We start from the raw sequence: 14,127 nt of genomic DNA on the forward strand, positions 1-14,127 counted from the left end.
CCTGAAAGAAGAACCGTGAACGACAATTCGGACCTCATCGGCATCGAAGGCCTGCTCAGCGCTGAGGAGATCGCCGTCCGCGACAAGGTACGCGCCTTCGTGGACACCGACATCCGCCCCAACATCGCCGGCTGGTACGAGCGGGCGGAGTTCCCGCTGGAGATCGTGCCCCGGATGGCGCAGCTCGGCGTCCTCGGCATGCACCTGTCCGGTTACGGCTGCCCCGGACGCTCCGCCGTCGAGTACGGGCTGGCCGCCATGGAGCTGGAGGCCGGCGATTCCGGGCTGCGCACCTTCGTCTCGGTGCAGGGCTCGCTGGCGATGAGCGCCATCCACAAGCACGGCTCCGAGGAGCAGAAGAACGAGTGGCTGCCCCGGATGGCCGCCGGCGAGGCGATCGGCTGCTTCGGGCTGACCGAGCCGACCGCCGGCTCCGACCCGGCCGGAATGCAGACCTTCGCCCGGCGGGACGGGGCCGGCGACGACGCGGACTGGGTGCTCAACGGCACCAAGCGGTGGATCGGCCTGGCGTCGGTGGCGCAGGTGGCGGTGATCTGGGCGATGACCGACGACGGCGTGCGCGGCTTCGTGGTGCCCACCGACACCCCGGGCTTCAAGGCCGTCCCGATCACGCAGAAGCTGTCGATGCGCGCCTCGATCCAGTGCGAGATCGAGCTGACCGACCTGCGCCTGCCGGCGTCGGCCATGCTGCCCAAGGCCAAGGGCCTGCGCGGACCGTTCGAATGCCTCAACGAGGCCCGCTACGGCATCATCTGGGGCGCCATGGGCGCGGCCCGGGATTCCTACCTGACCGCGCTGGAGTACTCGAAGGAACGGCTGCAGTTCGGCAAGCCGCTGGCCGGCTACCAGCTGACCCAGGAAAAGCTGGTGAACATGGCCCTGGAAATCAACAAGGGCACCCTGCTCGCCCTGCAGCTGGGCCGGCTGAAGGACGCCGGAGGACTGCAGCCGCACCAGATCTCGGTGGGCAAGCTGAACAACTGCCGGGAAGCCATCGCGATCGCCCGCGAGGCCCGCGCCATGCTCGGCGGCAACGGCATCACGCTGGACTACTCACCGCTGCGCCACGCCAACAACCTCGAGTCGGTGCGCACCTACGAAGGCACCGACGAGGTCCACACCCTGGTGATCGGCAACCACGTCACCGGCATTCCCGCGTTCCGGTAGGCCCGGGCGCTTGCCCAGGCCGGGGTGCGTGCTCAGGCAGGGGTGCGTTCGTAGGTCCAGTTCCGGCCGTCCATCACCAGCCGGTGGCGGGCGGCCGGGACGGTGCCCGGCGCGCCGGGGTAGGCGGCGTCGCCCTGCCAGATCACCATGGCGGTGCCGGGCTCGTCGCCCGGGTGCTGCCTGCTGATGAAGGTTTCCGGCGCCGCAGCCGCCGCGGCCCGCAGCGCCTCTTCGGCGGAGCCGAAGCCGGCTAGGTGATGCAGGGTGACCCAGGTGGGAGTCACCAGCTCAATCTCTCCGCGGCGGTGCCGGTCCAGGGCTTCGGCCGGTGTCAACCAGGCACCGTCCACGTGCTCGTCCGGACTCAGCCGGATCCTGCCCTCGGGAGCCGGCGCAAGGAAGAACCAGGTCCGGTACCGGCGGGGCACTTCGGCGGGCGGAATCCAGCACGACAGCGGCACCAGGGCGGCCGGGTCAAGCAGCAGGGCGGTTTCCTCTTCGGTTTCCCGGACGCCGGCGCGGCGGACGGCGGACGCCGTCGAGGCATCGACAACGGCATCGACGCTTTCCCCGCCCGCCAGGGGTTCCGCCACCGGCGCCGCCCCGTCCGGCTGCGGGGCGTGGTCTTCCGGATCCACCAAACCGCCGGGAAAGACCCAGGCGCCCGCGAACGAACCCCTGCGGCTGGGCCGCTGCAGCAGCAGCGTCTCGAGCCCGCCGGCGCCGTCCCGCAGCAGCACCACGGTTGCGGCATACCCGTGCAGTTCCATTGTTGATGCGCCCTTTCGCCGGATGCGGGCAGCACCGCCCGCCGGCTTTCAATCCTAGCCATTCGGGGACACCAGCCGGCAGCGGCTGGACACCGGGGCAGCAAAAAAGGGAAGCGTGCGGCGCTTCCCTTTTTCGTGGAAATGGGGGTTCTCGGCCCCAGCCGGCGTGGCAGACGCTGCGGCTGATCCGCGATCATCCCCGTATTCAGTTGCAGTACTGAATATCAACGAACGGGGAGGGCCGAGATATTCCCGTCCCTCCCCGTTGCCAGGCGGCTTCCGAGCTGGCCTACTGCTGCTCGTCATCCTGATCGTCTACGGCGTCCTCATAGGACGCCGCCTCATCCTCGGCCCCGTAGGGGTACTCGTCATCATCGGCGCCGGAGAGGGCCTGTGCCTGCTCCAGCCGGTCCGCTTCGGAGCCGCCGGGCAGCACGTCGTCACCGGTCGGGAGCGTTGCCCCGCCGCCGGGAACGGCGGGCAGCTGCTGCTCGTGCCGGTCGGCGTCCGATCCGCCTTCCAGCGGGGCATCCGTAGCGGACCCGCCGACGTCGGGCCCGTCCTCGGGCACGGCCGGCAGTTCCTGCTCCAGCCGGTCCGCTTCGTAGCCGTCGGGCAGGGCCGGTGAGTCTTCGGTGTTCCTCGCCATGCTTCCTCCTCGTTCCGTCGTCGTTCCGGGTCGGCCGGCGGGCACCGCAGCGGGCGGTCCGCCGGAGTCCTCCAGCCTAGTACGAGATGAACTCGACCAGCCCGCCGACCTCGTCCTCCGGATAGTTGCGGGCAATGTCGGCCTGGCTCAGCATGCCCACCAAATCGTGCCCGTCGATCACGGGCAGCCGGCGGATCCGGTGGGTCTTCATCGTTTCGATGGCCTCGTCGATGCCGGCGTCGGCACCGATGGTCACCGGTTCTCCGGTGCCCAGCTCGCCGGCCTTCACGCTGCGGGGATCCGTGCCCTCCGCCAGCACCCGGACCACGATGTCCCGGTCGGTCACCAGGCCCTTGAGCCGGTTGTCCTCGCCGCAGATAGGCAGCGCGCCGACGTCGAGGTCCGCCATCTTCCGGGCGGCGGCCTCAAGCGTGTCGTTCTCGCCGATACACTCGGCGTTGCCGGTCATGATCTCGCGGACAGTGAGCATCGCAGGTCCTCCTTCGCCGTTTTACTAAGGGTACTTATGGTCTACCATCGTTGGCCCTTGGAGGGAAACCGCGCCGCCGACCCGCCCGGCCCTCAGCCGAACAGCGGCCTGCCCCCGGTGAGCTCCTTCAGCGGCGTCGGCCCGGCGATCTCGCCGGTGAAGTTGCCGTTCTGGAAACCGAACAGCACCCACTCGCCGTCGCGCTTTTGCACCAGCTGGGCCGCGTAGATGCCCTCGAGGTAGAACTCGGCGGTTTCCTCGAGCTTCCAGGGCCCCAGCAGCGAGCCGCCGGGCGCGATCCAGGTGCCGGTGGGCTGGCGGGAGGCGTCCACGCCGGGAGCGAACTCCGGCAGGCAGGAGAAGATCAGCACCGGCTGCCCATCCACGACCTTGGCTTGGATGACCTCCATCTCGCCGAAGCCGGCGGGTGAGGTCAGCGGCGGGCGCACCTCCCACTCCTCCATATCGGTGCTGACGGCGTGCCCGACGACGGCGCGGCCGGCCGGGTCGCCCTCGTTGGCGCGGGCGGTGATCAGCATGTGCCAGAGGCCGGTGTCCTCGTCGCGGAAGACGAACGGGTCCCGCCAGGCTTCGTCCGGCCAGGTGCCCTCGCCGAGTTTTTCGTACCAGCGGGGGTTTGCCTCCAGCGGCGGCCGGTCCAGGCGCTGCCAGGTGATGAGGTCCTCCGAGACGGCGTGGCCGATGCGCTGCTGCAGCCCGTTCTCGGCCCGGCTCACGCCGGTGTAGAACAGGTGCCAGCGTCCGTCGTCGCCCCGTACGGTGCAGCCGGTCCAGGTGGCCAGGTCGTCCCAGGCGGGCGCGTCGGCGGCGACCAGGGCATCCGGCAGCAGGGACCAGTCCTCGAGGTCGGTGGAGACGGCGTGGCCGATCGATGCCCGGTAGTGCCGGCGCTGCGGGTCCTGCAGGGCACGGGAGGCGCGCAGGAAGAACAGGTGGTACTGCTCCCCGTCGTCGGCCAGCCAGCTGTCCCAGGCCCAGTGGTCATTGAGGCGGAAAGCCATGTGTTCCCCGTTTCGCGTCGTCCGCCTCGAAGGCGGTGCGGTAGTAGTCGGTCAGGGCCAGCTGCGCGGCGGCGGCCTCGTCCACCACCAGCACGGCGTCGGGGTGGAACTGCAGCACGGACGCCGGGCACATGGCCGTCACCGGACCTTCGGCGGCGCCGGCGACGGCGGCCGCCTTGTGGCTGCCCTGCGCCACCAGCACGATCTTCCGGGCGTCCATGATGGTGCCCAGCCCCTGGGTGAGGCAGTGGGTGGGTACGTCGGCGAGGCTGCCGAAGAACCGGGCGTTGTCCTCGCGGGTCTGCCGGGTCAGGGCCTTGACCCGGGTGCGGGAGGCGAAGGAGGAGGACGGTTCGTTGAAGCCGATGTGCCCGTTGGCGCCGATACCCAGGATCTGCAGGTCCACTCCCCCGGCGCCGGCGATCGCGGCCTCGTAGGCGTCGCCGGCGGCGGCGAGGTCGGCGGCGTTGCCGTCCGGCACGTGCACCCGGGCCGGGTCCAGTCCCAGCGGCCCGGTGACGTGTCCGGCAATGTACGCGGCGTAGCTGTGCGGGTCCTCCGGCGGCAGGCCGGCGTACTCGTCCAGCGCGAAGGCGGAGGCGCGGGCGAAGGAGAGCTCTCCGGCGTCGACGGCGGCCGCCAGCCGGCGGTAGGTGCCCACCGGGGAGGATCCGGTCGCCACGCCCAGCACGGCGTCGGGCCGGGACCGGACCAGCTCCGCGACCAGGCGGGCCGCGTGGTCGGCGACCGCGTCGCCGTCGGGCAGGATCACCACCTCCATGCCGTGCCTCCGTCCGCCCGGGCGCTGATGCTCACAGCCTCCATGCTCAGCCCTTCACCGCCGAGCTGGCCACGCCTTCGATGAACCAGCGCTGGAAGAGCAGGAAGACGACGATCACCGGCAGCACCAGCAGCACGCCGAAGGCCATGACCTGGCCCCAGGCCGGCGGCAGCTGTCCGGCGAAGACGCTGATCTGCAGGGGCAGCGGGCGCAGGTTGGGTTCGGAGACCATCAGCACCGGCCACAGGAACGCGCCCCACTGGGTGAGGAAGGTCAGGATGGCCACCGAGGCGTAGGCGGGCTTGCTCATCGGGGCGATGATCTGCGTGAAGATCCGCCACGGTCCGGCCCCGTCCAGCCGCGCGGCCTCGTCGATGCTGCGCGGAATGCCGGAGAAGAAGGAGTAGAACAGGAAGATCGACAGGGCGTTGCCGATGAACGGCACGATCTGGATCCACAGCGTGTTCCGGGCGTCGTTGTAGAGGTAGAACATCGGCACGGCGACGGCCTCGAACGGCACGATCAGCAGCATCAGGATGCCCAGCAGCACCAGCCCGCGGCCCCGCCATTCCAGCCGGGACAGGGCGAAGGCGGCCATCGAGTTGACCACCAGGCCCAGGCCGACGACGGCGACGGTCACCGTGAAGGAGACCAGGAAGAACCGCCACAGGTGGCCGGTGCTGTCCGAGGACAGGCTGGCGGAGACCCCGGAGTAGTTGTGCAGCCCCCACTGCGTGACGTCGAAGACCTTGAACCCGGCCAGGGTGTCCGACGCCGGGGCGAAGGACGCGGCGACCATGTAGGCCACCGGGGCCAGGAACACCAGGCCGGTGACGACCAGCGCCAGGTAGTGCGCGGCGATGCCGGCGCGGTGCCGCGGGCTGGACCGGCGCAGCCGCGGGGACGGCGCCGTCGTCGTGCCGGTTGCGGCCGCCGGCGTGCCGGGGCCGGACGGGACGGGATTCTGCGTGGTGGTTGCCATGCTCAGGCCTCCCGTTCGCGGGTGAGCCGGCGCTGGATCAGCGACAGGATCAGCACCAGGATGAAGAAGACGACCGAGATGGCGCTGGCCCGGCCGATGTTGTTCTGGTCGAAGGCCGCCGTGACGGCCTGGTACATGACCGTACGGGTGGCATCTTCGTTGAGCCCGCCGCCGGATTTGGCCAGCACGTAGATCTGGTCGAAGACCCGCAGCGACAGGATGGTGGTGTACAGGGCCACGAAGACCAGGGTGGTGCGGATGCCGGGCAGGGTGACGTGCAGCAGCCGCTGCCAGGCGTTGGCGCGGTCCAGTTCCGCCGCCTCGTAGAGCTCGCCGGGCACCTGCTGCAGGGCGGCGAGCAGGATGACCATCTGGAAGCCGCAGCCCTGCCAGATGGACAGCACGATCACCGAGCCGAGGGCGGTCAGCTCGGAACCGAGCCAGTCCTGGGCGCCGAAGCTGCCGCCGGAGAAGAAGTTCAGGGTGGCGTTGAGCAGGCCCTGGTCGCCGCGGGCCAGGATGAGCCGCCAGATGATGGCCACCAGCGCCATCGGGAAGACCACCGGCAGGAAGTACACCGCCCGGAACACGGCCATGCCCGGCAGCGCCCGCTTGACCAGCATCGCCAGCGCCAGGGCCAGCGCGGTCTGCACCGGCACCACGATGACGGCGAAGATCAGGTTGTGCGCCAGCGAGCTGAGGAACTGGGCGGAGACGTCCGGATCGGTGAGGATCCGGACGTACTGGGTGAAGCCCATGAAGTTCGGCTCGCGGGGGTCCCCCAGCCGCACGTTGTAGAGCGAGAAGCCGATGGCGGCCACGAAGGGCACCGCCACGAACAGGATCAGCAGCAGCATGGCCGGGGCGGCCATGGCCGGTCCGGCGGTGCCGCGGCGCCGGGCAGGCCGCGCCGGCGTCGGGGGTTTGCCGGCCTTGGGCGGCAGCAGTGGCGTGGTGGTCATGGCACGTTCCTCCGTCCCGGGTGCGGCGGTACCGGGCGCCCGCAGGCGCCCGGTACCGCTGCGGCCAGGCTTATTCGTCCTCGTAGCCGTTGTTGTCGGCGAAGTCGGAGTCGATGGCGCGGGCGGCCTTGTCGAGCTCGTCCTTCACATCGGCGCCGCCCCAGATGGCCAGCAGGGCGCTGCCCACGGAGCTGGTCACGGTCGGGTAGCCGGGGGTGACCGGGCGGGCGACGGCGATGCACTCGGCGGTGACGTCCTCGGAGCCGCAGGCGGAGGCCAGGTTGTCGGCGAAGAGCGCCAGCGGCTTGCCTTCGCCGTACAGTTCGCTGGTTTCCAGGGCGGAGGTGCTGCCCGGGATCGCGGCGTTCGCCTCGGTCATCGCGGTGATCGACTCATCGGACATCAGGAAGTCCAGGAACGCGCCGGCGGCTTCCTCGTTGCCTTCGGCGGCCGGGGTGGCGCCCCACTGCCAGGAGCCGTGGCCGGCCTTGGTGCCGTTGCCGAAGTCCGGCAGCGGCATCAGGACCAGGTCCTCGCCGAGGGCTTCGCTGAAGCCGGGGTACATCCAGTTGCCGGTCCAGGTCAGGGCGACCTGGCCGTCCTGGAACGCGGTGCCGCTGGTGTTCGGGTCGGTGTATTCCTTCCAGGAGGCCCATTCCTCGAGGGCGGCGACGTTCTCCTCGGAGTTGAGCACGCCGTCGGCGGCGCCGTCCTTCATCAGGGTGCCGCCGGCGGACCAGAGGTTGGGGCTGGTGGTGAACAGGCCCCACTCAGCGGCGAAGGAGTTGGCTTCGCCCAGGTCGATGGCGTTGCCGGAGGGGCTGACCTCGGCGAGCTTGGCCAGGTTGGCGCGGAATTCCTCCACGGTCCAGGCCTCTTCGGCAGTGGTGGGCGCTTCGATGCCGGCGGCCTCGAGCAGCGAGGCGTTGCCCCAGAGGCCCAGGCCGACGTCGAACATGCCGACGGCGTAGGTCTCGCCGTTGTAGGTGCCGGATTCCTTGACGCCGCCGATGCGGTTCTCCAGCACCTCCTCGGAGACGATGCCCTCCAGCGGCACGAGCTTGCGGTCATAGACGAACGACGCCATCGTCGGTGCGTCCATTTCCATGATGTCCGGCAGGTCATCGGCCGCGGTGGCCTGGATGGTGCTGGTGTAGTCCGCCTCGGGCACCAGGGTCAGGTTGGCCGTGACGTCGTCGTTGGCGTCGTTGAACTTTTCCACGAGCGCTTCCAGCGCCTGGGCCTCGGCGGCCTGGCCGGAGTGGGCCCACACTTCGAGCGTGCCGTCGGCCGCGTTGCCGGCGTCGTCGCCGCCGCAGGCCGTCAGCATCAGTGCCAGCGCGAGAGACGCACTGACGGACCCGGCGCGCAGCCGGGTGCCTTTCGATGAACGCATTTCTGCCCTTCCCCTAGGGTTCCCGGCGCCTCGGCTCCGGGGCTGTCGATGAGGTTCAGTTTGGCCTAGACCAATTTCTGAGTCAATCGATATGCTGTCGCGGTGATGTCACAATTTCGCGGCGCTCCGAAGTACTACCGCCTCAAGGAGCACCTGCGCACCCTGGCGGCGGCGGGCGAACCCGGCTCGCTGCTGCCCACGGAGCGGGCGCTGGCCGCGCAATTCGGCACCTCACGGACCACGGTCCGGCAGGCCATCGGCGAGCTCGTGGCCGAGGGGGTGCTGGACCGGCAGCAGGGCCACGGGACCTTCGTGGCGTACAACCGGCCCACCTATGTGCGGCAGCTGACCTCGTTCACGGAGGACGCCGGCGCCCAGGGGCTGCGCAGCTCCTCCCGGCTGCTGGGCATCTCCACCGTGGCGGCCGACGGCGAGGCGGCCGTCCGCCTGGAGCTGCCGGAGGGCTCTCCCCTGACCCGGGTGGAGCGGATCCGGCTGATCAATGACGAGCCGCTGGCGCACGAGACGGCTCTGCTGCCGGGCGAGCTGCCGGATCTGGCGGAGGCGCTGGAACGCACCGGATCGCTGTATGCGGCGCTGCAGGAGAGCTACGGGGTACGGATCACGGAGGCTGAGGACACGGTCCAGACCCGGCTGGCCGGTCCGGACGAGGTGGCGCTGCTGGGCCTGGAAATGGGCTTTCCGCTGTTGATGGTCCATCGGCTGGGGCTGGCCGAAGACCGCCCGGCGGAATGGACGCGGTCACTGTTCCGCGGAGACCGGTTCCGGTTCCAGGCCCGCCGGCACCGGGACTGAGCTGCCTTCCCCACGGCGCCGCCGATCTGCCGCGGCCGCCGGCACCGGGACTGAGCTGCCCCGGGCGGGCGGCGCCGCACGCCCAACGGCGGGCGGGGCCGGCCCTGATCAGGACCGGCCCGCCTGCCCTCTGTTTTCCGCGGCGCTACTCGTAGCGCAGCGCGTCAATCGGGTTCTGCTTTGCGGCCCGGGCGGCGGGCAGCGTTCCGGCGATGAAGGCGATCAGCAGGACCAGCCCGATGATGCCGGCCACCGTTGCGGGGTCGAAGGCGGCGATCTGCAGGCCCGGCAGGTCGGCGAGCGGCCCGGCGGCCAGCAGATTGCTGGCGGTGGTGCCAACGATGCCGGCCACCCCGGCGCCGAGGGCGGCGCCCAGCAGGCCGATGAAGACGGCTTCGGTGCTGAACAGGGCGAAGATCCGCCCTGATCCCATGCCCATGGCCTTCATCAGCCCGATCTCCCGGGTCCGTTCCTGCACGCTCATCAGCAGGGTGTTCACGATGCCGAAGCCCGCGGCAATCAGCGCGATCACGGCGAACGCATTGAGCACGCCGATCAGCCCGTCCAGGACGGTCTGCACCGCTCCGATCTGATCGGACACCGTCAGGGCCGTGTATCCCTGCGCGGAGAGTGCGTCCTTGACCGCGGCGGTGGCGGCCTCATCGGCGCCGTCCTCCACGTAGCTGAAGGCCATCATGTAGCCGCCGGTGAGCTCGGCCGGCAGCCCGGCGGCTTCGATGTCGGCGATGGCGGCGCGCAGCGAGGTGTTCATGCCCGCTCCGGCGGCGAACAGCGAGTCGTTCTGCACGCCGACGACGGTGGCCTCCAGCTGGTGCAGCGTCCCGGCGTAGTCTTCGACGCCGATGGTGACCGTGCTGCCGGGGGCGGCGGCGACGTCGTCGTACCCCATCGCCTCCACGTAGGAGACGGGCAGGATGACCTCGGGGGCCTCGGCGCCGGCGTCGAGCTGGCGGCCGGCGGCGAGGTCCACATCGGCGACGCTGGCGGCCGGGCCGACGGTCAGTTCGTATTTGCCGTTGTCGCCGTATTCGATGAAGTCGGGGCTGAGCATCACGGCGGCCTCGACGCTGCGGACGCCTTCGGTGCCGCGGATGGCCTCGAGGTCGGCATCGTCGAGCGTGGGCATGGCGTTGGCGGGCTGTTCCGCGGCCGGATCGTAGGGTGCCGGCCCGGTGCCGGCGGCTTCGGTGTCGGCGGCGGCGGTGACCAGCAGCATGTCCTCGCCGCCGATGGACTCCATCTGCGCATCGATGTAGGAGCTGATGCCGTTGCCGATCGCCGTCGTGAGGGTCAGGGTGAAGGCGCCGATGAAGATCGCGACGACGGTCAGCGCGGTGCGGGTCTTGCTGCGGAAGGTGTTCGCCACCGCGCGGCGGATGATGTCCCAGGCGCTCATGCGCGTGCCTCCTGCCGGGCGTCGACCTGGCGGCCGTCGCGCATATGCAGCTGGCGGGCGCAGCGGGCGGCGAGGTCCGGATCGTGGGTGACGGTGACCAGGGTGATGCCGTCGGCGTTGAGGGAGAACAGGATGGCCTCGACCACCTCGCCGGTGGCTGTGTCCAGGTTGCCGGTGGGCTCATCGGCGAAGATGACCGCCGGGTCGTTGACCAGGGCGCGGGCGATCACCACGCGCTGCTTCTGCCCGCCGGAGAGGTCGGTGGCGCGGTTGCGCGCCTTGTCCGCCAGCTCGAGGCGCTCCAGGGCAGCCATGCCGCGCTCGCGCCGCTGCCGGGCGGGAACTCCGGCGATGGCCAGCGGCAGGGTCACGTTCTCCAGCACGGAGGCGTTGGGGGTCAGGAAGAACTGCTGGAACACGAACCCGAAGTCCTGGTTGCGCAGCCGGTTCAGGTCCGCTTTGCCCAGGGTCGCGGCGTCCTGGCCGTGAACCGTCAGGGTGCCGCCGTCCGGGCGGTCCAGCAGGGCGAGCAGGTGCATCAGAGTCGATTTGCCGGAGCCGGACTTGCCGATGATGGCCAGGGAGTCGCCCTGGTGGATGTCCAGGTCGACCCCCTTCAGCGCATCGAACCGGGTTTCGCCGCGGCCGTAGGATTTCCGCAGGTCACGTGCGGAGAGGACGGGATTGGTCATACCTTCAACACTAGGCAAGCAATCTGGACGAAAGTTGTGTGAGGTATTGACTTCCGGGCCTCTGTCCGGGTGGCCCCGCGGGCTGCCCGGGTCCGGCTTGCCGGTTCCCCCGCTGGTCAGAGCGTGATGCCGTCGGGCAGCTCCGGCTCCTCGAACTTCTGCTTGTCGCACTCGGCGCGCAGCTGCGGATAAGCCTGGGCGATGAGATCGAGGATGCGGTTGCGGACCACCAGATAGGCTTCGCCGACGCCGACCACGCCCTTGAACTCCTTCAGTTCCTCCTCGTAGGAGGTCTGGCGGTGGCGCAGGTAGTTCACGGTCAGCCGGTCCAGGCGTGCCGGGGCGGTTTTCAGACTGGCCGGTGATTGGTTGCGCCGCAGCCGGCTGTTGTAATGCTCAATGGCCTTCTGCCGCATCGTGTCCCAGGGTTCAGCGTCGATCCGCAGCTCCAGGGACTGCGCGACGGCGACGGCTTCCTTTTTCTTCGCCAGCGCCCGTTCCCGGGCGGCCAGCTGGCGGGTGCGGGAGGCCTCGCGGGCCCGCTGGTACTCGGCGGTGGCCTCCACGGCCAGCACCCGGTCCCGGGCGTAGAGCTTCATGGGTGCGGCCTTGCGGGAGAACGGGTTGCGCGCTGTCTTGTCCGGCTCGGGCAGGAAGGTCTTGATCTGCGCGTCGGTCCAGCCGCGGTCCTTTTTCAGGTCTCCGGCGATGAAGAAGTCTTCGCTGCCGGCGGGTTTGGGACGCGGTGGGTGGTGCTTGCCTCGGGCCATGAGTCTTTCCGGACGATGGAACTGCTGGCAGCGGACGCTGCCCGACCATTCTAGGAGGTGCCCGGAACGGCGCCGGCGAGCGCGCGTTCTGCTCAGGAGCCGTCGCAGAGCAGGTGGTGCCAGCTGTCGGCGAGGACCTCGAGGGCGTGTTCGCGGTTCGGTTCCACCCGGCGCCGGGTCCACAGGGTGGCGACGTAGTCCAGCTGCGTGAAGGCCAGGGTGCCGCGGATATGGCGGGTCTCTTCAGGGAACCGGCCGGCCAGCTCCAGCCCGCGCACGATGTCCGAAATGACCTCTTCGTGCCAGGCGTCCATGATGGTCCGGATCTCCGGATCCACGGCGGCCGCTTCATCAAGCACGTCGAGGTACGGCCGGAAGACCGGCCAGAGCGCGGCCCGCGACTGAAGCCAGGTGTGGATGCCGGACAGCTCACCGGCACGGACGACGTCGACCAGGTCCGCGGCGGTGGATGCGCTGTCGGGCCCGTAGGCGCGGTCCAGCACGGCGTTGACCCGCGCCATGAAGTCCTTCATCAGCTCGGTACGGGAGGGGTAGTAGGCGTAGAAGGTCACCCGGGTGGTGCCGGCCGCCGCCGCGATTTCGTCGATGGTAGTGGCGGCGTAGCCCTTGGCCGTGAAGAGCTCCAGGGCCCGCTCAACGATGGTGTCGCGCGTCAGTTGTTTCTGGGCTTCTCGCAGCGACGACATGGAACAACCCTAACCGAGAATGCGGCCCGGCGGCCGCGGTTTGGAGCCCGTGACGGGGCACCCGCCCGGGCGTGCAAAGGCACCCGTGAGTGCGGCGACAGAGCCGACGCCGTCCCTCCCCGCCCGGGCCGTCCCTCCCCGCCCGGGCCGTGCCTCCATGCATCGCCCTGACCGTGCCCGTATTGCCTAGGCCCGTGCCGACGGAGCTGACAGCGCCGGCGCCGCGGCGGCCAGCCGGCGCAGCTTCGGAACCGGAATACGGTAGTTGACCGCGACGGCGGTCCCGCCGCCTTCCCTGCCCTCCCAGCGCAGGAGCATGGCCCCGGGCCCGTCTCCGGCCACCTCGTACTCCGGCGGCCCCATGACGGGCAACGGACCCACGGCTTTGAGCGAGAGTCCGAAGCCTTCGGTCCAGAAGTAGGGCTGGAACTGCAGCTCCGGAGCCTTCCCACCCTGCAGCAGGGCGAGAGCGGCGACCTTGGCCTGCTCGATGGCGCTGGTCCAGAGCGGAGTCCGGACCGGACCACGGGGGCCGGGGAAGGCGGCCACGTCGCCGGCCGCGACGATGCCCGGGGCCACCCGGCCGCGGCTGTCGGCGGCCAGTGCGCCGGCGGCCCGGATGCTCCCGGCGCCGGTGTTCCGTCCCGCCGGCCTGCCTCCGGCCCGGCCCTCCGATGCGCTGCCCACCGGCAGCCCGCTGCCGGCCAGCCATCCGGTATTCGGCTCGTCGCCGATTGCCGAAACCACGAGGTCCGCCTCCAGTGCGGTGCCGTCGGCGAGCACTACCCGGGTGCTGTCGGCTGTCTCATGCAGCCGGGCCCGGCCGCCGGTCAGCACGCGCAGGCCCCTTCGCTGCGCCGCGTCGACGAACACCCGGGAGAGGCGGGGGCCGAGCTGCCGCAGCAGGGGCGGCTCCGGACTGACCAGCGTGACCTCGCAGCCGGCGTGCAGGCAGCCGGAGGCTGCTTCCATGCCCAGCGCGCCGCCGCCGACGACGACCACGGAGGGTCGCTGCCCCACCCGCTGCTGCAGGGCAACGGCGTCTTCGATGGTCCGCAGGGTCAGCTCGCGGGAGCCGATCCCGGCGTCGGGCGCTTCCGTCCCGGCTGCGGCGGAAACTCCGGCGGGCCCGTTGCCCGACACCGGCGCGAGCCTCCGGGCCGAGGACCCGGAGGTGATGACCAGTCCGTCGTAGGGCAGCTCGCCGCCGTCTTCGAGCCGGACGCGGCGGGCGGCGACGTCGAGCCCGGCGGCACCGATGCCCAGCAGCTCGACCGCGCCGTGGGTGGGCGCGGGCAGCTCGTGTGCCGTCACCGCACCCCCGCCGCCGTCGTGCAGCAGGGCCTTGGACAGCGCGGGCCGACTGTAGGGCTGGTGGGGCTCGGCTCCGACGACGGTCAGCTCCCCGTCGAACCCGGCGTCACGGAGGGTGTGGCAGGCGGTCATACCGGCAATGCCGTTGCCGACCACCACGATGCGGCGCAT

Annotated in this window: 15 protein-coding genes; 2 read left to right on the forward strand and 13 right to left on the reverse strand. The window is 70.5% G+C overall.

Annotated features, from left to right (window positions below; all coding sequences use genetic code 11):
- Window positions 1-15 precede the first annotated feature (15 nt).
- Window positions 16-1,188, forward strand: a complete 1,173-nt coding sequence (locus AC5RUW_RS01145; RefSeq protein ID WP_494158989.1) for an acyl-CoA dehydrogenase family protein — start codon at window positions 16-18, stop codon at window positions 1,186-1,188.
- 32 nt (window positions 1,189-1,220) lie between these two features.
- Here AC5RUW_RS01145 and AC5RUW_RS01150 read toward each other — a convergent pair whose 3' ends face one another.
- The 8 genes from AC5RUW_RS01150 to AC5RUW_RS01185 all read right to left on the reverse strand — a co-directional run bounded on the left by AC5RUW_RS01150 (window position 1,221) and on the right by AC5RUW_RS01185 (window position 8,240).
- Window positions 1,221-1,958: an NUDIX hydrolase gene (locus tag AC5RUW_RS01150; RefSeq protein WP_494158990.1), complete on the reverse strand. Its 738-nt coding sequence runs from the start codon at window positions 1,956-1,958 to the stop codon at window positions 1,221-1,223.
- Between the two features lie 289 nt (window positions 1,959-2,247).
- On the reverse strand, window positions 2,248-2,607 hold the full coding sequence (locus AC5RUW_RS01155) for a hypothetical protein (RefSeq protein WP_494158991.1): 360 nt from the start codon (window positions 2,605-2,607) through the stop codon (window positions 2,248-2,250).
- 76 nt (window positions 2,608-2,683) lie between these two features.
- Window positions 2,684-3,097, reverse strand: coding sequence for a CBS domain-containing protein (locus AC5RUW_RS01160; RefSeq protein ID WP_494158992.1), 414 nt, complete (start codon window positions 3,095-3,097; stop codon window positions 2,684-2,686).
- Between the two features lie 92 nt (window positions 3,098-3,189).
- Window positions 3,190-4,119: a glycosyl hydrolase family 32 gene (locus AC5RUW_RS01165; protein ID WP_494158993.1), complete on the reverse strand. Its 930-nt coding sequence runs from the start codon at window positions 4,117-4,119 to the stop codon at window positions 3,190-3,192.
- Window positions 4,100-4,900 (reverse strand): glucosamine-6-phosphate deaminase, encoded by an 801-nt coding sequence (gene nagB, locus AC5RUW_RS01170; RefSeq protein ID WP_494158994.1) that lies wholly within the window; start codon window positions 4,898-4,900, stop codon window positions 4,100-4,102. The genes AC5RUW_RS01165 and nagB overlap by 20 nt, the downstream gene beginning before the upstream one ends.
- A 46-nt stretch (window positions 4,901-4,946) precedes the next feature.
- Window positions 4,947-5,882, reverse strand: coding sequence for a carbohydrate ABC transporter permease (locus tag AC5RUW_RS01175; protein ID WP_494158995.1), 936 nt, complete (start codon window positions 5,880-5,882; stop codon window positions 4,947-4,949).
- Between the two features lie 2 nt (window positions 5,883-5,884).
- Window positions 5,885-6,844, reverse strand: coding sequence for a carbohydrate ABC transporter permease (locus AC5RUW_RS01180; protein WP_494158996.1), 960 nt, complete (start codon window positions 6,842-6,844; stop codon window positions 5,885-5,887).
- Between the two features lie 70 nt (window positions 6,845-6,914).
- Complete coding sequence (locus AC5RUW_RS01185) at window positions 6,915-8,240, reverse strand: ABC transporter substrate-binding protein (protein WP_494158997.1); 1,326 nt, start codon at window positions 8,238-8,240, stop codon at window positions 6,915-6,917.
- Between the two features lie 105 nt (window positions 8,241-8,345).
- Here AC5RUW_RS01185 and AC5RUW_RS01190 point away from each other — a divergent pair, with 105 nt between their 5' ends.
- Complete coding sequence (locus tag AC5RUW_RS01190) at window positions 8,346-9,056, forward strand: GntR family transcriptional regulator (protein ID WP_494158998.1); 711 nt, start codon at window positions 8,346-8,348, stop codon at window positions 9,054-9,056.
- 145 nt (window positions 9,057-9,201) lie between these two features.
- Here AC5RUW_RS01190 and AC5RUW_RS01195 read toward each other — a convergent pair whose 3' ends face one another.
- The 5 genes from AC5RUW_RS01195 to AC5RUW_RS01215 form a co-directional block, all read right to left on the reverse strand.
- Complete coding sequence (locus tag AC5RUW_RS01195) at window positions 9,202-10,473, reverse strand: ABC transporter permease (protein WP_494158999.1); 1,272 nt, start codon at window positions 10,471-10,473, stop codon at window positions 9,202-9,204.
- A complete protein-coding gene (locus AC5RUW_RS01200) occupies window positions 10,470-11,165 on the reverse strand; it encodes an ABC transporter ATP-binding protein (protein ID WP_494159000.1) in 696 nt (231 codons plus the stop codon). Before AC5RUW_RS01200 ends, AC5RUW_RS01195 begins: the two co-directional genes overlap by 4 nt.
- 116 nt (window positions 11,166-11,281) lie before the next feature.
- Entirely contained in the window at window positions 11,282-11,935 is a 654-nt protein-coding gene (locus tag AC5RUW_RS01205; protein ID WP_494159001.1) for a hypothetical protein, read from the reverse strand.
- Window positions 11,936-12,027: 92 nt separating this feature from the next.
- Window positions 12,028-12,642, reverse strand: coding sequence for a TetR/AcrR family transcriptional regulator (locus AC5RUW_RS01210; protein WP_494159002.1), 615 nt, complete (start codon window positions 12,640-12,642; stop codon window positions 12,028-12,030).
- A 186-nt stretch (window positions 12,643-12,828) separates the two neighbouring features.
- A complete protein-coding gene (locus tag AC5RUW_RS01215) occupies window positions 12,829-14,127 on the reverse strand; it encodes an NAD(P)/FAD-dependent oxidoreductase (RefSeq protein ID WP_494159543.1) in 1,299 nt (432 codons plus the stop codon).

The organism is Arthrobacter sp. Y3222053 (genome assembly GCF_059092805.1).